At 61.3% G+C, this 19,002-nt stretch carries 15 protein-coding genes and 2 pseudogenes; 3 read left to right on the top strand and 14 right to left on the bottom strand.

The features are described from left to right. Nucleotides 1-26: 26 nt before the first annotated feature. Genes AC1DYD_RS17040 through AC1DYD_RS17030 form a run of 3 tightly spaced genes read right to left on the bottom strand, consistent with a single transcriptional unit; the run spans nucleotide 27 to nucleotide 3,203 of the window. A complete protein-coding gene (locus AC1DYD_RS17040) occupies nucleotides 27-1,016 on the bottom strand; it encodes a Bug family tripartite tricarboxylate transporter substrate binding protein (protein WP_478173927.1) in 990 nt (329 codons plus the stop codon). A gap of 43 nt (nucleotides 1,017-1,059) precedes the next feature. Continuing rightward, nucleotides 1,060-2,262: a CaiB/BaiF CoA transferase family protein gene (locus tag AC1DYD_RS17035; protein ID WP_478173926.1), complete on the bottom strand. Its 1,203-nt coding sequence runs from the start codon at nucleotides 2,260-2,262 to the stop codon at nucleotides 1,060-1,062. Next, nucleotides 2,259-3,203: a hydroxymethylglutaryl-CoA lyase gene (locus AC1DYD_RS17030; RefSeq protein ID WP_478173925.1), complete on the bottom strand. Its 945-nt coding sequence runs from the start codon at nucleotides 3,201-3,203 to the stop codon at nucleotides 2,259-2,261. The genes AC1DYD_RS17035 and AC1DYD_RS17030 overlap by 4 nt, the downstream gene beginning before the upstream one ends. Before the next feature lie 97 nt (nucleotides 3,204-3,300). Here AC1DYD_RS17030 and AC1DYD_RS17025 point away from each other — a divergent pair, with 97 nt between their 5' ends. Next, nucleotides 3,301-4,203, top strand: a complete 903-nt coding sequence (locus AC1DYD_RS17025; protein WP_478173924.1) for a LysR family transcriptional regulator — start codon at nucleotides 3,301-3,303, stop codon at nucleotides 4,201-4,203. Nucleotides 4,204-4,286: 83 nt separating this feature from the next. On the opposite strand, the gene AC1DYD_RS17020 is transcribed toward AC1DYD_RS17025, so the two are convergent. The 7 genes and pseudogenes from AC1DYD_RS17020 to AC1DYD_RS16990 all read right to left on the bottom strand — a co-directional run. After that, on the bottom strand, nucleotides 4,287-4,517 hold the full coding sequence (locus AC1DYD_RS17020; RefSeq protein WP_478173923.1) for a hypothetical protein: 231 nt from the start codon (nucleotides 4,515-4,517) through the stop codon (nucleotides 4,287-4,289). Between the two features lie 170 nt (nucleotides 4,518-4,687). Beyond that, nucleotides 4,688-4,815: pseudogene (locus AC1DYD_RS17015) on the bottom strand (IS6 family transposase); the annotation flags it as partial. Nucleotides 4,816-5,982: 1,167 nt separating this feature from the next. Further along, complete coding sequence (locus tag AC1DYD_RS17010; RefSeq protein ID WP_478173922.1) at nucleotides 5,983-6,819, bottom strand: SDR family oxidoreductase; 837 nt, start codon at nucleotides 6,817-6,819, stop codon at nucleotides 5,983-5,985. Between the two features lie 63 nt (nucleotides 6,820-6,882). Continuing rightward, nucleotides 6,883-7,332 (bottom strand): MarR family winged helix-turn-helix transcriptional regulator, encoded by a 450-nt coding sequence (locus AC1DYD_RS17005; protein WP_478173921.1) that lies wholly within the window; start codon nucleotides 7,330-7,332, stop codon nucleotides 6,883-6,885. Nucleotides 7,333-7,367: 35 nt separating this feature from the next. Beyond that, nucleotides 7,368-8,249: an NmrA family NAD(P)-binding protein gene (locus tag AC1DYD_RS17000; protein ID WP_478173920.1), complete on the bottom strand. Its 882-nt coding sequence runs from the start codon at nucleotides 8,247-8,249 to the stop codon at nucleotides 7,368-7,370. Nucleotides 8,250-8,345: 96 nt separating this feature from the next. Then, nucleotides 8,346-8,987 carry an HD domain-containing protein gene (locus AC1DYD_RS16995; protein ID WP_478173998.1) on the bottom strand — a complete coding sequence of 214 codons (642 nt, stop codon included), beginning with the start codon at nucleotides 8,985-8,987 and terminating at the stop codon, nucleotides 8,346-8,348. 234 nt (nucleotides 8,988-9,221) lie between these two features. After that, a pseudogene (locus AC1DYD_RS16990) lies at nucleotides 9,222-9,560 on the bottom strand (transposase); the annotation flags it as partial. Nucleotides 9,561-9,687: 127 nt separating this feature from the next. Between AC1DYD_RS16990 and fabF the strand changes: the two are divergent. Further along, complete coding sequence (gene fabF / locus AC1DYD_RS16985; protein ID WP_478173919.1) at nucleotides 9,688-10,953, top strand: beta-ketoacyl-ACP synthase II; 1,266 nt, start codon at nucleotides 9,688-9,690, stop codon at nucleotides 10,951-10,953. 169 nt (nucleotides 10,954-11,122) lie between these two features. Beyond that, the gene (locus AC1DYD_RS16980; protein ID WP_478173918.1) at nucleotides 11,123-12,106 is read left to right on the top strand and encodes an IS5 family transposase; all 984 of its coding nucleotides are present in this window, start codon (nucleotides 11,123-11,125) and stop codon (nucleotides 12,104-12,106) included. A 217-nt stretch (nucleotides 12,107-12,323) separates the two neighbouring features. On the opposite strand, the gene AC1DYD_RS16975 is transcribed toward AC1DYD_RS16980, so the two are convergent. From AC1DYD_RS16975 to AC1DYD_RS16960, 4 genes are all read right to left on the bottom strand, one after another. Further along, nucleotides 12,324-12,983, bottom strand: coding sequence for a TetR/AcrR family transcriptional regulator (locus AC1DYD_RS16975; protein ID WP_478173917.1), 660 nt, complete (start codon nucleotides 12,981-12,983; stop codon nucleotides 12,324-12,326). Nucleotides 12,984-13,208: 225 nt separating this feature from the next. Further along, the gene (locus AC1DYD_RS16970) at nucleotides 13,209-16,298 is read right to left on the bottom strand and encodes an efflux RND transporter permease subunit (RefSeq protein ID WP_478173916.1); all 3,090 of its coding nucleotides are present in this window, start codon (nucleotides 16,296-16,298) and stop codon (nucleotides 13,209-13,211) included. Beyond that, the gene (locus AC1DYD_RS16965; RefSeq protein ID WP_478173915.1) at nucleotides 16,295-17,422 is read right to left on the bottom strand and encodes an efflux RND transporter periplasmic adaptor subunit; all 1,128 of its coding nucleotides are present in this window, start codon (nucleotides 17,420-17,422) and stop codon (nucleotides 16,295-16,297) included. Before AC1DYD_RS16965 ends, AC1DYD_RS16970 begins: the two co-directional genes overlap by 4 nt. Next, on the bottom strand, nucleotides 17,419-18,930 hold the full coding sequence (locus AC1DYD_RS16960; protein WP_478173914.1) for an efflux transporter outer membrane subunit: 1,512 nt from the start codon (nucleotides 18,928-18,930) through the stop codon (nucleotides 17,419-17,421). Before AC1DYD_RS16960 ends, AC1DYD_RS16965 begins: the two co-directional genes overlap by 4 nt. Nucleotides 18,931-19,002: the final 72 nt, after the last annotated feature.

The raw sequence follows: 19,002 nt of genomic DNA, 5'->3' as shown, positions 1-19,002 counted from the left end.
TTTGGAGACGCAATCGGCAGTCGTCCCTATTCCGGCTCGATGCCCGCCTTCTTGACCAACGCCGCATACTTTTTCATCTCGCTGCGGAATGTGGCTTGGGCCTGCTCGGGCGTGCTGATGCTGATGGTGTTGCCTTGGGTGGTCATCGCCTGTTTGACTGCCGGATCCGCGAACGCGGCGATCACCGCATCGTGCGCCTTTGCGACGCTGGCGGGGCTCATGCCCTTGGGCCCGATGACCGCGAACCATGCGTCGACGACGAAGTTCGGCAACCCCTGCTCGGCAAAGGTGGGAATCTCCGGCGCCGCCGGAGTGCGCTGCGCCGTCAGCATGCCGATCGCGCGCAGCGTGCCGCTCTTGATGTGCGGCTGCACGCTGGGAAGGGCGGCGGTCCCGAAGTCGACCTGTCCGCCGATCAGGCCAGCCACCATCGGCCCGACGCCTTTGTAGGGGATGTGCTTGGCCGATACGCCGGCTTCCTCGAGGAACAGCTGCGTAGCCAGGTGCAGGATCGTGCCGTTGCCGCCCGAGGCGAAATTGAGCTCGCCCGGCTTGCTCTTGAGCAAGGCGATGAACTCCTTGCTGTTGGTGGCCGGGACCCGCGACGGATTGACCACCAACACCATGGGCGTGGCGCCGATGATCGCGATCGGCGTGAAGTCGCCCGGCATGTCGAAGGACAGCGACTTGATCACGCTGGGGAAGATCACGACGTTGTTCGACACGACCGACAGCGTGTTGCCGTCCGGTGCCGAGCGCGCAAGCACCTGCAGGCCGACGATGCCGCCGGCACCCGGTTGGTTGTCGACGATCACCGAGGCACCGAAGGCCTTGGAGAGGGCCGGTTGGGCCGCGCGCGTGATCGCATCCACGCCCGAACCGGCGGCATTGGGGAGGATGAACCGCACCGTGCCGGACTGCGCGTGCGCGGCCAGTGTCCACGGACCGATAGCCAAGGCGGCCGCCGAAGCCGCCAGCAGCGACCGGCGCGAAATACGAAAGCGCGAAGTGCTCATGTCTGTCTCCTTTGTTTTCTGCCAGTCTGCCGTCCTGCCGCGATCAGGCCACGACCTTGCGGCTGCGCATGGCGTCGACCTCTGCGTCGCTGCATCCCATTTCCTTCAATAGCTCGACGGTGTGCTCGCCCAGGCGAGGCGGGTCCATGCGCACGCCGAGCCGGCGTCCCTCCAGCGTGATGGGGAACAGGGTGGTCTTGACCGTCTGGCCGGCCTTGGGTCCATCCGACAGGCGCATGTCGGCCAGGCCGCCGGTGGCCAGCAAGTGCTCGTCGTCATAGAGGTCTTCAGGCCTGCGGATGGGCGCGAATGGCAGTCCGGCCTTTTCCATCGCCTGCGCCAGTTCGCCCGCGCTGCGCTCGGCGATGCGCAGGGCGATGGTCTTCAGCAGGCGAGGCCGGTGCGAGACCCGCTGATTGTTGGTGGCGAGTTCAGGCTCGGCCTTGAGGTCGGCGAAGCCCAGCGTGTCGCAGAAGGTCTGCCACTGGGTATCGCTGACGGCGGCCAGGAAAATCTGCTCGCCGTCCTTGACGGTGAACACGTCGTAGACCGCCCAGGGATTGTCGCGCGCGGGCATCGGTGCCGGATGCTTGCCGGTCACCGCGAACTGCAGCATGTGCTGGCCCATCAGGAAGACATTGTTCTCGTAGAGTGCTGACTGGATCTCCATGCCGCGGCCGGTGATGCCTCGCTGGATCAGGGCACCTAGCACCGCGATTGCGCCGAACAGGCCGCCCATGATGTCGTTGACGCTGGTGCCCGCGCGCAGCGGATCGCCGGGGCGCCCCGTCATGTAGGCCAGGCCGCCCATCATCTGCACCACCTCGTCGAGCGCGGTGCGATGGTCGTAGGGCCCGGGCAGGAAGCCCTTGTGGCTGGCGTAGATGATGCGCGGGTTGACCTTTGCAAGCGATGCGTAGTCGAGCCCGTACTTGGCCATGGTGCCGGGCTTGAAGTTCTCGGCCACCACGTCGGCCGTCGCGGTCAGGCGCCGCGCCATCTCGGCGCCTTCTTCGGTGTGCAGGTCGATGCCGATGCTCTTCTTGTTGCGGTTGAACATGGGGAAGAAGCCGGCACCGGCGCCGACCAAGCGGCGACTGTGGTCGCCGTCGACCGGCTCGATCTTGATCACCTCCGCGCCCAGGTCGGCAAGGACCATGCCGCACGTGGGGCCCATCACCATGTGGGTGAACTCGACGACGCGCAGGCCCTTCAAAGGCTGAGCGACTTGCAACTGATCGGTCATGCGGCTTGTTCCTCTGTCATGGTCTTTGGAAGTCCGGAACGCCACAGCGTGCCGTGCAGGGTCTCGCCCTCGAGCCACTGCGCGACCTTCTTCCTGAGGGTCAGCAGCGCGTCGAAGTCCTGGCCGGTCTCGATGCCCATGCTGGACAGCATGTAGGCCAGATCCTCGGTCGCGACGTTGCCGCTGGCGCCCGGCGCGTGCGGGCAGCCGCCGATGCCGGCCAAGCAGGCATCGAAGCGACTGATGCCGAGTTCGAGCGCCGCATAGACGTTGGCCATGCCGAGGCCGCGCGTGTCGTGGAAATGGCCGCAATTGAGCTTCTCGGCAGCAATCGGCAGCACCGCCTCGAACAGCGAGCGCACCATGGCCGGGTCGGCATAGCCCACCGTGTCGGCCAGGCTTATCGCCTCGGCACCGGCGTCGATCACCGCCTTGACCAGCCGAACCACCTCCGAGGGCTCGACCCGGCCCTGCAGCGTGCAGCCGAAGGCCGTGCTGATACCGACCTCGATGCGCGTGGGCGAGCCGCGCGCATCGCGCGCGTCGCGGATGCGCGCAATGTCCTCGACCACCTGATCGGGCGTCTTGCGCAGATTGGCAAGGCTGTGCGCGTGGCTGGCCGACAGTGGAAGCAGCATGAGATCGGCTTCGCACTCCATCGCGCGCTCGGCCCCCTTCAGGTTGGGCACTAGCACCGACGCCTTGAGGCCCGGCAAGGTCTTGGCGAAGGCCAGCAGTTCGGCGGTGTCGGCCAGCTGCGGCAGCAGGCGCGCGGGTACGAAGGAGCCGACCTCGATCTCGCGCTGTCCCGCTTCATAAGCGTCACGAATCCATTCAAGTTTGGCGGCGGTCGGCACCACGCGCGGGATGATCTGCAGGCCATCGCGAAGGCCGACCTCCCTGATCACGACTTGTAGTGGCAAGGTGGAAGAACGGGTCATGGATCGTTTCCTGGGCATTTCGCTGGCTTCAGTCTAGAATTTCCAAACTGAGCTTGGTTGTCAATTTGAGAAGCTCTGAGTTCCCGAACGGAATATCTTGCGCGACCTAGACCTCACCACCCTCCGCCTCTTCGTAGCAGTCTGCGAGGCCGGCAACATGGCGCGCGCCGGCGAGCAGGCCAACATAGTCGGCTCCGCGATCAGCAAACGGCTGGCGCAACTCGAGGATCAGCTGCGAACACCGCTGTTGGTGCGTAAGCGCCACGGCGTCGTTCCAACCGCAGCGGGCCAGACTTTGCTGGAGCATGCGCGTGGCATGCTGGATGGCGCCGCACGCATCGAGCGCGACATGGAAAGCTACCTGACGGGCGCGCGCGGCCAAGTGCGCGTCCTCGCGAGCATCTCCACCATGGCCGGTTCGTTGTCCAAAGACGTCGCGTCATTCTTGAAGATGCCGGAGCACCGCACCATTCAGGTCGATCTCGAGGAGCGACTGAGTCCAGAGGTCGTGTCTGGTGTGCGCGATGGCCTCGCCTCGGTGGGGGTCTGCTGGGACATCGTCGAGCTTGGAACGCTGCAGAGTCGGGCCTACCGGCGCGACAGCCTGTGTGTCGTAGTGCCGCGCGGCCATCCGCTCGCATCGCGAAAGACTGTCCGGTTCGAGCAGACGCTCGACTATGAGCATGTCGGCCTGCCTATCAGCAGCGCGTTGCAGGTCATGCTCCAGCGCGCCGCCGCACGGGCGGGGCGCGCATTGGTTAATCGCATCATCGTGAGCAATTTTGAGGCCGCTCTGGGCGTGGTGCGCGCAGGCCTGGCCATCGGGATTGTCTCGAGAGAAGTGGCCGACCGCCAAGGTGCGTCCAACGGCTTGCACGTCATTTCGTTAGCCGAGTCCTGGGCCGAGCGCCGTTTCGTTCTCTGTTTTCGCGATGCCGAAAGCCTTTCGGTTGCAGCCAAGCTGCTGTCAGAGTACCTCGGCACACGCGCCGAGACATAGGATGGTGATGGAGAGCTGCATTGCACTCGTTCGGTCGATCGGTCCTCGTTCCAATACTCGGCAACGGTGCCCGCAACGCCAATTCACGACATGCGGAAGCGGCCGTTTCGGACGATTCGCTGCTCAGCTTGCTTCCATTGCCAACTGCCGTGCCCCTTTTGGTATCTGCGACTCCTCCGAGCTTCAGTCCAGCCTTCCGGTTTGTCCAGGGTGTCAAAGGGCTGCACGTGTTGCTTCTGTCTGCGCAGATCCACCACACCGTAGCGCTCCATCGTCTTCAGCGTAAAGGGCACCGCCTCAACTTGCGAAACCATCCAGTTGCTTATCCTGCTGGGCCTAAGCGGACGCCCCGGCTCTGGTGCGAATTTCTTGCGCAGCCGAACGGCTTTGTGAGTGCGTTGCGCCGGTCAGGCTGGAGGGCGTCAAGCAGCGTGTCCCGGACTTCCTGAGTGTCGCCCCCCAGTCAGGCCGAAAGCACCGCGTTTCAGATCGCGGGCGCGGCTCGGCCTTGAAGCCCCAGTCGACGAAGATTGAACTGGCCCTTGCGGATTCGGTGCAGCAACTTACGCCGGCGATCGTCACCGCCGCGCGGTCGAAAACCTTGAAGCCGAGCGTCATTCGCGGGGCGTCTACTCGTGGCGTCCAGCGGCGTAGAGAATCGTTGCACTGCCGACGAGATAGGTTGCACATGAATTCAGTCGGTGGGGTGGGGCGAGCGTTGCGCAAGGTTGGCGCCCCCCGGATTTCAGTGGCATTCGAGTGGCCGCTTCGGAGAAAATCGTATACCCGCTTTGGGCCCATCCTTGCTATTCGCCCTTCGCGCGTGAACGACAGCAACCAGTCTCAAGCTGAAGTTGCTGCATTCCCGAGAACAGCCGCGGGCAGTGCATGCTCCCCTACACCCAGGGTGCATCCTCATGCCCCTCCGGTTGCGCCTCGCGCCCTCGCGATTGGAAACTCAGGGCAGGATGAGCCCCGATCCGGAGTTTTTAGTCGAAAGATCCCACAACTCAATTTTTTAGTAAATAACTTTAGTAAACCTAAGGCAGGCCGTTTACGGCTGTATTAGATCGTTTACGACTATTTTGTACTTGAACACCCCCCTCGCTCACTATCCAGGCGTCCACGTTCGCATTGCGATCGGCTACTGGCGTAGGGGTGGTTGCACCTGCAACAAGGCAGCGCGATCGTCCGCTGGGTCAAAAAGCGATTCCTGCGTTTGAGCCGCGTTGGTTCCGTTCTCTGGAGTTCTTGGAAAGCCTGCCTTGTTGATGGTTTGCCTGCCCGTTCGGTTGCCCTTCATCGTCTTGGCCCACCGCGCGGTTTTGTTCGATGTTCCCTGAATCGCGTTGCGATCCAGCACCACCCCCTCGCGGCGCCTTCGAGTCGGCGGCTCCGCATCTGCTCGAGCGTCGGCTTTTCGATGCTCGCTGCTGCTCCGTTCAAAGGCAGTTGCGCAGCGATTGCCGTCTTCCCGAGTCGATCTGCGAACACACGCCGTGGCGCCGATTGCTGGCCTTCAGGTGCCGCGGAGATCTCGGCCAGACGACCGGTTCCAAGGTACAGCCGACATAGCCGAGCGAAGCTGGGCCGAAACTATCGAAGCGCGCCCGGCGCTATGTCGATGCTCCCTCGAAGGTCCGCTTCTCCAGACGCCGAACTAGCGTTCCGGGCCCGAAGCGGCTGTAGAACTTTCTCCAAAGCGGCCTTTCGCCTACGATGTCGTGAAGTCAAATATGACTGCCGCAGAAAAGGTCGACAGCGCGCTTCGCCTACCCATCACTCGTCGAATTCGGTCGAGTGCGCCAACTCCATCTGGGCCTCCAGGGCGGAGAGCCTCGAGGTCAGAGCTTCGTGGACAAAGGCGTAAGCATCACTTCCCAGTGTGAGTCGCCGCGGTGCGGGGCTTTGTGATGTCGAATCGATAATTGCCTGAGCAATTTTGCGCGGGTCACCGCGGAACATGGAGAGCCCCGCGGAGGTAACCATGCGCCTGAAGTCCCCGGCGGCCGTCTTTTCGTACACGTCCATCGTTTTGCCGAACGCGGCGCTCGAGGTTCCAAAGTTCGTGCGGGAGGCACCAGGCTCGACGAGCGTTACCTCGATTCCGAAGCTGGCGATTTCAGGAATCGTTCCTTCATAGAATCCCTCGATGCCCCACTTGGTCGCCGCATAGACGCCCATCGTCGGATACGAGCCCTGGCCGACCATGGACGAAATCTGAACGATTCGCCCCCCGCCTTGCTTGCGCAAGTGCGGAATCACGGCCCGGGCGATATGTATTGAGCCAAGCAAGTTGGTATCGACCTGCCGCTCGATTTGTGCGTCATCAACTTCTTCCGCCGCGCCGAGCAACGCATATCCCGCATTGCTGACAACGACGTCGATACGCTTGAGGTCGGAGAACGCCTTCTCGACTACACGTCGAACGTCGTCGGCGTGCACGACATCGAGGACCTCCACCCAGAGTCGGTCGCCGTGCGCCTTCTTCAAGTCATCTAGAGCGTCTTGCTTGCGAACAGTGGCGGCGACTCGGTCACCTCGCCGCAGAAGAATCTCGGTCAGCTGACGGCCGAAGCCGCTGCTGGTGCCAGTGATAAGCCATGTTTTTGACATGATGGTTTCCTTTCTGCGAGCCAGCAACTGCGGCTCGATTTCCTGCCAATTCGACAATTCGACTCACGCAGCGGACATGTTGCGCAAATCCAGTCCAGCCAACTCCATCCTGAGGGCGACCACTCTCTGCGTTCCATTCAAAGCCTCCATCCGACGTTGCGCTTGGAGCCAAAGTGGAAGGGCTTGGCGAAGGAGTCGTTCGCCCGCCTGCGTGAGTTCCACCAGGCGCATGCGGCCATCGTCGGGCGCGGGGCCAATCTGAACCAGGCCATCCCGCTCCAGAACGGAAGCCATCTTTCCCATGGCCGTCCGTTCGGTGTCGAGGCGCTCAGCAAGGGTGTTCATGGGCGCACTCTTGACCTCTTCGAGCAAAGCCAGAATCAGAAACTGCGATATCCGTAGCCCGGTCGGCTGCAGGTGCGCGTCGTACAGCCTTGCCGCCTGTCTGGCTGCCTTCTTGATGGCAAAGCAGTTGCAATCCTCCACACTCGTGCGCGCATCGACCTTGGACATTCAAAGCTCCTTGGTTTCCAGTTCAGCTTCGTCCTTCAGACGAACGCTTCGCGGTTTTTCGCGATGAATTCGGGAACGGACAGCGCCCGCGTACCCGTCACCTGCTCGACGGCATCGTTGGTGCCCGCGAACACGCCGTCTTGGTAGTCCTGGGCCACCTCCACCAGGTGCTGAACAAGGAACGGATTGAACTTATAGGTGCGCTCCATCTCGTGGCGGAACGCATCGATGGTCAGCGGCGCGTAATCGATTCGTGCGCCGAGTACCTCGCTCATGGCCGCGGCTATCTGGTCGTGATTCATCTCGACCGGCCCGTGGAGGCTGTAGGTCTTGCCAGCATGTGGTGCAGGGTTGTCCAGAATGTGTGCGATGACGCGGCCTTGGTCGTCCGTGCTAATTGGCGCATGGCGGCCATTTCCAAACGGGAACTGAATGCGCTTCGTCGCCCAGATTTCGTGCGCGAAATGCGGGTAGACAAGCCAGTCGGCAAAGAACGTGGGACGAAGGTGGGTCGTTGCCACGCCGGACCAATCGAAAACGCGCTCTGCAACCCAGTGGTCTTGCGCGGCATGGCTCTTCGAATCCCGCCGGGCGGAAATCTGAGACATGTTCACGATGGCAGTGACATCTGCCTCCTTCGCGGCCTGCGCAAAGAAGGCACTCGCCTGCACGATGCCCGGGCTGATGGGATGCAGGAAGTACGCGGAGCGGATGCCTTCCATCGCCGAGCGAATTGCATCGAGGTCGGTGAAGTCGCCCAGTGCGATTTCGACCCCCTTCTCGCGCAAGGCTTGGGCAGCTTCGCCGTCCGAGCGCACATAGGCCCGCACGCGCCTGTTCATCTTCAACAATGTGTCTATGGCTGCACCGCCAGTACGGCCAGTCGCGCCACTTACGAGGATTTCTGCTTGAGTCATGATTTCATTCCTTTCAGTCGATGCGGGCATATGCTCGCAGTCGACAAAGCTGTGCCCGTTGCGTGGAGGCACAAGGCCACATTTCGCGCTTGCGACTCAACTCTCGAACGGAGCGTGGTCGAGCAAGTCGCAAACGTCGGGTATTTCGAAGCCACGAACGTGGCGATGTCCGATATCGGCCAGCCCAGTGCCAACCGTGGTATGTGGCTTCTTTCTCGCGACTTCTGCCAAGGCACTCTGGAATGCGGCCTTGAATCCGAGGCGTGGATAGAGTGAGAGCGTGTCGTCGATGAGGGACGGGGTGATTTCTTCCATCCGAAGCCCCATCACATCGACATGGGCGCCCATGTGCACGAGGGCCACTTCCGGCTCCCGGCGGTCGGCGATGCCTGCGCTGGAGTGAAGTGCAATGGCATCCCAAACCAACTGCGCCTTCGACTCTGGGTAGCCGTCGGCGATAAGGATTCGGCTGGCCGCGTCCGCCCCATCCACCTCAAACCGTTGGTCGGCCGCGTAGGCTTCTGTCAGGCCCAGGTCGTGAAGCAAGGAGCCGAGGTACACCACTTCACGGTCGTATTTCAAGCCCCGCTTTTTTCCGAGGAACTCGGAGAACCACCATGTGCGGTGAACGTGGTTCTTCATGGTCAGTGAATGAACACTGTCCACCAGCGCTGCAGCCTTTCGCGATAGCACGGATGTCGGAGCGCGGATTCCTCCGATGAAGATGGGGGTTTCCATGGTGTTTGCTCCTTGAAGAGGGCTTCGATGCCCCTTACTGTAGGACTTTCGCACATGGCATTTATGACAGTTTATTGGTGTTTTGTGCCATAGTGAGACATCACGATACCCAGGCACCTCGTCATGACAAGACCCAAGATTCCACGCCAGCCACCCGTCGACAATGCACCGGCGCGTCGTGATTCTTGGCCTGCCTCCGGTTGACGCGCTCGACGTCATCGGCCCGGCGGAGGGATGCAACATCGTCCAGGCCGCTTGGTAGCTGGCCAGCCCCAGTACCCGCTGTAGCCCCAGAGCGCTGACGCCTTGCTTCTGGTTGGTCACGTACCAGGCTGCGGCCAGCCACACCCGCAGCGCTGTACGCGGCTTGTCGAAGATCGTGCCGGCGGTCACCGTGGTCTGGCGCGAGCAACCGCGGCACATCAGCTGCCCGCGGCTGGATCGGTACGGTGCGCCGGCAGCACCGCAGCGTGGGCACACGAATCCCTGCGGCCAGCGCAGCCGCTCCAGGTAGGCCAGACAGGCTTCCTCGGTGCCGAACCGCGCACTCTCGGTAACGCACGCCAAAGCCATATGCGTTGTACGGCGAGGTCATGTTCATTAAGATGTTTGATAACATCTAACGTCGGAATACGTAGCCCTGCCACAGGCCGCGGATTTGCCTCGCGCCGTCCGCGGCGCCGATTTGAGAGTCCCTTACATGCGAAGAGTAGTTATCACTGGAATGGGCCTTGTTACGCCCTTGGGAGCCGGCGTTCAGCCGGTCTGGGCCCGCCTACTTGCCGGAAAGTCCGGCCTGAACTGGCTCCCTGTGAGTTTGGTAGAGCGCCTCCCAAGCAAGGTAGCTGGACTAGTTCCAGGAGTCAGTGAGGACCTTGCCGCGGGGTTCGACCCGCTTCGGTTTGTTATGGAGCGGGACCTGCGCAGAATGGACCGCTTCATCGTCCTCGCGTTGGCCGCAGCGGAGGAAGCAATCAGTCATGCTGGATGGCGTCCGACCTCAGAGCGCGACCGCTCTCGAACAGCTACCATCCTGGCCTCCGCTATCGGAGGTTTCCACTCAATCACCAATGCCGTTGATACGGTCCGTCAACGTGGTCCGGGAAAGCTCTCCCCCTTCACTGTTCCGTCCTTCCTGATCAACCTCGCCGCGGGGCAGCTCTCAATCAAGTACGGCTTTACCGGTCCGTCCGGCGCGCCCGTGACGGCATGCGCGGCAAGCGTTCAGGCCATCGGTGATGCTGCCAGACTCATTCGCTCCAACGAAGCCGACGTCGCGATCTGCGGAGGAGCAGAGTCTTGCATCAATGAAGTCAGTTTGGGTGGATTTTCGGCGGCACGCGCGCTCTCTACCGCCAAGTACGACCTACCGTCGAAGTCTTCCAGACCGTTTGACTGCGCACGTGATGGATTCGTCATGGCAGAGGGAGCGGGGGTGCTCGTCATCGAGGACTTGGAGCACGCCCTCGCGCGCGGCGCGCGGCCCATCGCGGAGGTTGTTGGCTACGGCACGACCTCAGACGCTCACCACATCACTTCTGGCCACGAAGACGGTCGTGGAGCGAGACGGGCAATGGAGATCGCGCTGGAACAGGCCAACCTGCCGCCAAGCGAAGTCCGTCACCTGAACGCCCATGCAACCTCTACTCAGATTGGCGACGCGGGCGAGCTCGCGGCTATCAAGGCAGTCTTTGGAGACCAGGGCGACATTGCGATCAGCGCGACGAAATCCTCAACCGGCCATCTGCTGGGCGCAGCTGGCGCGACTGAAGCGATCTTCACGGCGCTTGCCCTGCGACACCAAGTGGCCCCACCGACGCTGAACCTTGAGAACTTGGATGCAGTTGCCTCCGGGCTCGACGTCGTTGGCAGCGTCGCCAGGCCTTTTGAGTCCGAGTACGCCATCTCCAACGGCTTTGGGTTCGGCGGCGTCAATGCGTCAGTACTCCTAAAAAGGCTGGGCTAGGAGACGCGATGGCGCCTATTTTCACGGATAGGAAGGGCATCTCCGGCCGCGACCACTGGTACTCCCCTCACGGCGGGTAGCTTGACGTCAACGCGGCAGGAGCCACCGAGAACGCAGACATCTAGGGATGGTCTGCAAAACAGGCCCATCCCTTGCATGATCTGAGCCCATGATTTCCAAACGCGTGACGCCCCCTAATCAGCTCGGCTTGGGCCTGAACCTGTCCACCAAGAAGACGCGCAAGCGCGAGTTTCTCGACGAGATGGATCGGGTGGTGCCCTGGGGCGCACTGGTTCAAATCGTCGAGCCGCATGCGCCGCGGGCAAAGACCGGTCGACCACCGTTTGCGATCGAGACGATGCTGCGCATTCATTACCTTCAGCAATGGTTCGGTCTGAGTGATCCGGCGATGGAAGAAGCGCTGCACGACGTGCCGCTGTACCGGGAGTTTGCTGGCCTCGGTGATGGCGTGAGCCGCCTGCCCGACGAGACCACCATCCTGCGGTTTCGCCATCTGCTGGAGGCCCACGACCTGGCCGTCGACATGCTCCGCGTGGTCAACGACATCCTGCAAGCCAAGGGTCTGATGCTGCGCACGGGCACGGTGGTGGACGCCACGCTCATCTCGGCGCCGAGTTCGACCAAGAACGCCGAAGGCGAGCGCGACCCGGAGATGCATCAGGTGAAGAAAGGCAACCAGTGGTACTTCGGGATGAAAGCGCACATCGGCGTGGATGCCGCCTCGGGCCTGGTGCACACGGTGGTGGGCACCGCAGCCAATGTGAGCGACATCAACGTCGCTGGCGCACTGCTGCATGGTGAGGAGCAGGCAGCCTTCGGCGACGCCGGCTACCAAGGCGTGCACAAGCGTGGCGAAGCCCAAGGGCCGACCTGGCATGTGGCGATGCGTCCGRGCAAGCGCAGGATGCTCAACCCCTTTATCGAGCCGGAGTTCATGGCCGAGCGTGTGGAGAAGATGAARGCCAGTATCCGAGCCAAGGTCGAACACCCGTTTCGTGTGATCAAGCAGCAGTTCGGCTTCACCAAGGTGCGCTACCGAGGGCTGGCGAAGAACACGGCGCAGATCGTCACGCTGTTCGCGCTGTCGAACCTGTGGATGGCGCGGAGGCGTTTGATCGGGATCGAGGGATGAGTGTGTCTGCAGGGCCGGAATCGGGCCCACAAGACCTGCTTGAAGGCTGCGCCGCGCGGCAAATCGACGCCACAACAGCTCGATTGAGACGTTCGGATTCATCGGCGTTGGCTTGTTCATTCAACCGTCCGCGCTGCGCGTGTTCTGCAGACCATCCCTAGCAATCCGGGTACCTTACCTTCCTCGCTCTCCCGTCAACACGGTCTGCTGACAGGGCTTATCCAATTCCAGCGTGTGGAACAGACGCCTTTTCCTCTGTCGACGAGCCGCCTCGACCACTTTCCAGTCCTCGCCTCGCTGCTTTGAGGATTCGCTCGGCCAGTTGCTCGTCGTCAACAAGACGGGCCAAGGTAGCGGCTCCAACCATGCTGGACGCCTTGAACATCGCGTTGGCGTCGGCAATCTCAGGATCAGCGCTTCCGTCTTGCCTAGCCAAGACACCGATGAGGTCACGGAGCCCCTGCGAAGCGGCCAGTCGCGTCGCCCCGTCGGCTCTCGCGATTTCACTTCCCATGGTCACCAGCGGGCAGGCTGTTGCGAAGTCCTCGTGGAATTCTCGTGAAAGAAAGCTCTCCGCATACCGCGCAAACTCCTCGTCGCCTCCCAGCACTGCGGTGTCCGTTGCGTAAACAAGATCCCCGATGCTCTCCGCAAAGGCTTCTGCGATAAGCTGGTCCTTTGAATCAAAATGTCGGTAGAACGCACCGTGGGTCAAGCCGGCAGCCGCCATCACGTCGGAGATGCGCGTCGCATGAATTCCGTTACGCCAAAACTGATGTGCCGCGACTTCAACAATTCGCCTACGAGTCGCAGCCGCATCTTCCCTTGACTTTCTCATCGGGAACTCCATCCTGCCATCCGCTATATCTAGCTTCACGGAAAAACTCTTCCACGCCCCATCCGCCTATCAGTCAGATGTGCGCGCGAGAGTTGGTTACAACACAACATCCATTCTATTCACACCCAGAGACTTTGATCACCATGGGGCTTTCGCCCCGCCTAGCTCTTGCAGACCGAATATCAGCCGGCCTGTCAGGAACGGTGTTTACCTCCTGGGAGGTAAACGAAAGGTGGCGGCCTGCACGAAACAGGCCGGCACTGACTAGACGGCTTCAGCAGCTTCCGGGGCCACGCCAGCGGCATCTCGCTTCACCTTGAACCACAGCGCGTAAAGCGCGGGGACGAAGATGAGCGTGAGTGCCGTTGCGACGATGAGGCCGCCCATAATAGAGATCGCCATGGGACCCCAGAACACGCTGTCCACCAGTGGAATCATCGCCAGTATTGCAGCGGCCGCGGTCAAGACAACAGGGCGGGTCCGCTTCACCGTGGCCTCCACGATTGCCGTCCAAGGATCTGCGCCGGCCTTCACGTTCTGGTCGATTTGGTCAACCAAGATGACCGAGTTCCGCATGATCATCCCGCCCAAGGCGATAACCCCAAGCAGCGCCACGAATCCAAACGGCGCACGGAAGATCAGCAAAGCTGGCACTACGCCAATCACGCCGAGAGGGAACGTCATGAAGACAAGGAACATCTTCGAGAAGCTCTGCAGTTGCAGCATAAGGAAGGTCAGCATGACCAGGAACATGAGCGGAAAGACGGCAAAAATGGCTAGGTTCGCCTTTTCGCTCTCCTCAACAGCGCCCCCAGCCTCGAGGTGATAGCCGGGAGGCAGGCTGTCCACGACAGGCTTCAGCATGGGCATGATTTTTCCTGTCGCGTACGGGCCCTGAACACCGTCGGGCAGATCCGCCCGAACGGTCAGCGCGAGCTCGCGATTGCGCCGCCACAACACCGGCTCGTCGTAGTCGTGCTTGATGTGAGCGACTTGAGACAGGGGGACAGTCAATCCAGCAGGCGTGAACAGTTGAATGTCGTCAAGCGAGCTCAGATCCTTCCGCTCCTTGGCAGTCGAGCGAAGAACGACGTCCACCACGTGCTCGCCCTTACGGATCTGCGTCACTGGGATTCCAGACACTGCAGCCTGGACAACCCTCTGCACATCAGTGCTGGTCAGCCCCAACAGTTTCACCTTGTCTTGGTCGACATCCACACCGACCCGACGAACTTGCTCGTTCCAGTCCAGTTGCGTGTCTCGTACCAGCGGACTGGTGCGCATGATGTCACGCACCTTGTAAGCGATCGAGCGAACCTTCAGAGGGTCCGGCCCCATCACCCGCACTTGAACGGGGAAGCCAACGGGCGGGCCAATGTCCAGGCGCAAGACACGGGGTCGCGCATCCGGGAACTGCTCATTCTTGTCGAACAGCGCCTGCATGCGAGTCTTCACGCGTTCGCGCGCCGGAATATCAGGTGTAAGCACCACTAGTTGAGCGTAGCTCGGGCTTGGGAGCTCGGGCTGCTGCGCGATGTAGAAGCGCGGCGAGCCGGCGCCCGTGTAGGCGGTGAAGCTGCTCACGTCCTTGTCCGCCTTGAGGATCGACTCGAGACGAACCACTTGGGCCTGCGTTGCGGCGAAGGAGCTGCCTTCGCGCATGCGCAGGTCAACCAGCAGTTCTACACGCGAGGCCGTCGGGAAGAACTGTTGCTGCACTAAGCCCATGCCAGCTCCCGCGACACCAAAGGCAACGACGGTAGCGATGACGACAAGCCTCCGGTGCTGAACACTCCAGTCGATGACCGCTTGCCAGCGACGGTAACGGGGCGACGCGTAGGGATTGTGCCGCTCATCAACGTGCACCAGATTCTTCGGCAGGAGCTTGACGCCAAGATACGGTGTGAAAACGACTGCGACGAACCATGAAGCAATCAGAGCGACGCCAACCACCCAGAAGATGCCGCCCGCGTACTCACCAGCGATCGACTTCGCGAACCCAACCGGCATGAAGCCAGCGACCGTGACAAGGGTGCCCGTCAGCATGGGGAAAGCAGTGGACGTGTAGGCGAACGTGGCCGCCTTGACTCTGTCCCAGCCTTCCTCCAGCTTAACGACCATCATCTCAACGGCGATGATCGCGTCATCGACCAGCAAGCCTAGTGCAATGATGAGCGCGCCGAGAGAAATTCGGTCCAGATTCCAGCCCATGATGTACATGACGATCGCGACCATGCTCAGCACCAGCGGTACCGTCGCCGCAACCACGATACCCGTGCGCCAGCCCAAGAAGAGGAAAGAGACCCCCAGGACAATCGCCAGCGCTTCGAGGAAGGAGCGTTCAAACTCCCACACGCTTTCTGCCACCAGCTTTGGCTGGTCAGCGTACTTTTCGATGGTCACTCCTGCAGGCAGGCTGGCCTGAATCCCCGCCATCTTCTTGTCGAGCGCCTTGCCAAGGTCAAGCACGTTGCCGTTCTTGACCATGGTCACGCCAACAGCCAATACAGGCTGTCCGTTCTCGCGAATCGTGTAGCTCGCAGGATCTTTGTAGCCGGCCTTGACCGAGGCGATGTCTGCCAGGCGGAGGACATGCCCCCCGCTCTCGATCCTCACATCCCCAACGTCGTTGATGTTGCGCAAAGCTCCGCTCACCCGCACGTGAACGCGGTCTACACTAGTATCAACGGAGCCCGAGGGAACAACCAGTCCTTGCTTTGCCAGCGCGTCAACTACGGTTCCCGGAGCGATGCCAAGGGCGGCGAGACGCCTAGTGGAAACCTCAACGAAGACTTGCTCAGGCTGCTGCCCAAGGATGTCCACTTTGTTGGTACCCTCGACCGTCTGCAGCCGCCGCTTGACATCCTCCGCCATCGTCAGCAGCTCAGACATCTGCATACCCTCGCCGCCAACTGCGTAGAGAACGCTGTAAAGGTCGGTGTACTCGTCGTTGTAGAAGGGCCCCTGAACGCCTTCCGGGAAAGACGCGCGGATGTCCCCAATCTTCTTTCGAGCTTGATACCACGCTTCTTCAAGTTCTTTGGAGCTCGTGCCGCCCTTCATCCACAGCGTAATCGCACCGTACCCTTGTCGAGAATAGGTTCGGACGTTGTCGAGACTACCAAGCTCTTGAACCTTCTGTTCGATGCGATTCAAAACCTGGTCCTGCAGCTCTTGAGCGGTGGCCCCAGGCCAAACGACCACTACGGTCATGCTCGGAACGGTGAAGCTCGGGTCTTCAAGCCGACCAAGGCGGAGGAAAGACACCACACCCGCCAGTAAGATTGCGACGATCAGAAACAAGACCATCGCGCGGTGGGTCACTGCCCACTCAGACAGATTGAACCTTTTCACGATGCGTTCCTACCGATCTTCATTGCCTCGTCCGGCTGGCGATCGATTGCACGGACCTTTATTCCAGCGTCCAGCTTCTGGGCACCGAAGGTCACGACACGGGTGTGCTCCGGAACCCCAAGGACGCTGACGCTGTCCGTGTTCGATGCAAGGACCTTGACTTCGATTGGCTTCAGCTTCTCGCCGCCTTCGTCGAGTGCCCAAACCGTCGGCTTGGTTCCGTTGTTCACCAGCGCACTCATCGGCAGCACCACGGAGGGCTTTGACGGGTACCTCAAGGTCAAGTCGGCGGTGCTCCCAAGAGGCCAAGCGTCGAGTTCATGAACATCCGACTGGCTTTGCACAAACTTCACGCGATAGGTGCGTCCCTGCGGGCTAGCGATTGGCGAAACCTCGCGCAACTTGAGGTCGATCGCGCCGCCGGCGCTGCCCCACAAGGATGCCTGAGCATTGAGAGACCTGATTTCACCTACCATGCCCTCGGGAATGTCAACCACGATTTCTCGATCACCTTGTCGAGCGATAGAGACGATCGACTGCCCCTGCGCAACCACTTGGCCAACCTCCGCACGCAGGCTCGTAATGACCCCCTCAAACGGCGCGACCAGAGTCGTGTAGGACGCTTGGTTCTTGGAGACTTGCAACTGCCGTTGCGCCTGGTTCAGTCGCGCGTCAGAAGCCTCCGATCGATAGATTTGACGCTCATGGTCAGCAGTGGCGATCGAGCCATCAGTCACCAGGCGGCCGAACCGCGCCTGATCGGAGGAGTCAAGACGCGCTTGAGCCTTTGCCTGCTTCACTTGGTCTTCAGCCGCTTCAACGCCCAGCTTGAAGTCAGCAACGTCTAGTACCGCGATGACCTGGCCAGCCTTGACCCGGTCGCCAACCTCCACTGCGCGCCGAACAACCTTCCCTCCTGCGCGAAAGCTGAGTTCGGATTCAATGTGCGCACGAACCGTTCCGGTGAACTCCCGCGAGCGCAACGCTGCAATCTGAGTGACTTCGGTCACATAGACTGGAAGCGGAGCGACAGCATCAGTCTTTTGGTCACTGCATCCGACGAGAAGCGCACTCGAGGCGGCCCCAGCAAGAACAAGGGAAGTAAGGTTGAGTTTCGTATTCATTTCAGATTTTTTTGGACGTCGGTATTCATCGAATCGGTGGCAATCTTGTCGCCGTCTTGAGGCCGCGAGAACCACCCACCGCCAAGTGCCTTGTAGAGTTGGACATAAGACAACACGCGCTCCTCGGCACCATCCACCGCATCCAACTCGCTGGAGAGAACGGACCGTTGGACCTCAAGAACGGTTAGCCGGCTGGCCTGGCCTTCGCGAAAGAGCGACTGCACCCGCCTGAACGCACCCTGCCGGCGGGCGAGCTCATCGCCGACGATCAAGCTCTTCGCGTCTTCGTTATGCTTGACCGCGAGGCTGCTCTCAACCTCTTGAACGGCGATCAGAACGGCGTGTTGCCATTCGAGAAGAGTCTGCTTCGCTACGGCGTCTTCTCCGTCGGCGATGGCCGAGATGCGCCCAGAGTTGAAGAGCGGCACGGCGAATGACATCGCGACGTTTTCAAAGTACGTCGGCGCGAAGCTGAGACTGTTCAGACGCAAGTTCTCCCGCCCAATCAACGCCCCCAGGAACAAACGCGGCCACATCTGGTCTCGCGCCTGCACCGCGCGCAACGTTTGCGCGGAATATTTGGCCTCGGCCGCCAGCAGATCCGGCCTGCGTCTCAAGAGGTCGCTGGGTTGCCCAGCACCAATCGGAACCACCTTTGGCCAGACGTACTCGGTGACACTGGCAATTGGGCGCTGCGATGGATTCATTCCGAGCAACGAAGCCGTGGAAGCTTGTGCGCTGGTGCATAGGCTGCGCAGGGCCGGCAATTGTGCCTCCGCTACGTCCGCATCCGCCAGCGCAAGTTCCAGTTCGACTTGGCTGAACAGCCCTTGTTCAACGCGGTTGGCGACGAGCTTGGCGGACTGGCGCTTGGACTCGGCCAGCTTTCCCAGTACTGCCAATCGTTTTTCTGCGCGTCGAAAGATGAAGTACTGGCGGGCGACTTCGCTCGCGACTTCAAGACGCACACCGACGACGCCGGCTTGCGCAGCGACAAGGTCGGACTTGGCCGCATCGCGAGCAGCACGCAGCGCGCCGCTCAAATCCAGCTCCCACGAGAGTTGCAGGCCGGCCTGATAGGCCCGAACATCGGGCTGCCAAGCGGTCTTGACTGGCGCTGGAAGACCCGACGAAGACTTCTGCGCTCCGGCCTGCCCGTCCAGGCTCGGCAGCAACGCGGCTGATTGCGCCGTCACCCCAAATCGCGCCGCGTTGACCCGCTGGAGGGCAATCTGAAGGTTTTGGTTCCTTTCAAGCGCCTGCTCAATCAGCCCCGACAATTGTTCGTCGCCGAAGGCCTGCCACCATTTAACACTGGCCGTCGCCGGACCAGTAGCACCACTCTCACGGAACTCATCGGACAGTGGAACGCCCAACTCTGCCTTCGGTGGGGCTGTTGTTGAGCAGGCGCCCAGGAGCGCGCTCAAGACTGCGACGGATGCGGCCGTCGCGGCTCTGTTGGCCCACCAAGGCGCGTGACTCAAGCTCTCTCTGACTCTTCTGATCATTGCTCACTCCTGAAAACTCGCTCTTGTGCCACGGACCGCCTGCTGGACGTCCGTGGCCGCATGCACCACAGA

The sequence above is a fragment of the Variovorax sp. P4_B11 genome, assembly GCF_056402355.1.
Note: the sequence above shows the minus strand (reverse complement) of the source record. Positions and strands in the feature narration are given on the sequence as shown.

Coding starts and splice junctions, on each gene's coding strand:
- AC1DYD_RS17040 (WP_478173927.1), bottom strand. CDS start 1,016: ATGAGCACTTCGCGCTTTCGTATTTCGCGCCGGTCGCTGCTGGCGGCT.
- AC1DYD_RS17035 (WP_478173926.1), bottom strand. CDS start 2,262: ATGACCGATCAGTTGCAAGTCGCTCAGCCTTTGAAGGGCCTGCGCGTC.
- AC1DYD_RS17030 (WP_478173925.1), bottom strand. CDS start 3,203: ATGACCCGTTCTTCCACCTTGCCACTACAAGTCGTGATCAGGGAGGTC.
- AC1DYD_RS17020 (WP_478173923.1), bottom strand. CDS start 4,517: ATGGTTTCGCAAGTTGAGGCGGTGCCCTTTACGCTGAAGACGATGGAG.
- AC1DYD_RS17010 (WP_478173922.1), bottom strand. CDS start 6,819: ATGTCAAAAACATGGCTTATCACTGGCACCAGCAGCGGCTTCGGCCGT.
- AC1DYD_RS17005 (WP_478173921.1), bottom strand. CDS start 7,332: ATGTCCAAGGTCGATGCGCGCACGAGTGTGGAGGATTGCAACTGCTTT.
- AC1DYD_RS17000 (WP_478173920.1), bottom strand. CDS start 8,249: ATGACTCAAGCAGAAATCCTCGTAAGTGGCGCGACTGGCCGTACTGGC.
- AC1DYD_RS16995 (WP_478173998.1), bottom strand. CDS start 8,987: ATGGAAACCCCCATCTTCATCGGAGGAATCCGCGCTCCGACATCCGTG.
- fabF (WP_478173919.1), top strand. CDS start 9,688: ATGCGAAGAGTAGTTATCACTGGAATGGGCCTTGTTACGCCCTTGGGA.
- AC1DYD_RS16965 (WP_478173915.1), bottom strand. CDS start 17,422: ATGAATACGAAACTCAACCTTACTTCCCTTGTTCTTGCTGGGGCCGCC.
- AC1DYD_RS16960 (WP_478173914.1), bottom strand. CDS start 18,930: ATGATCAGAAGAGTCAGAGAGAGCTTGAGTCACGCGCCTTGGTGGGCC.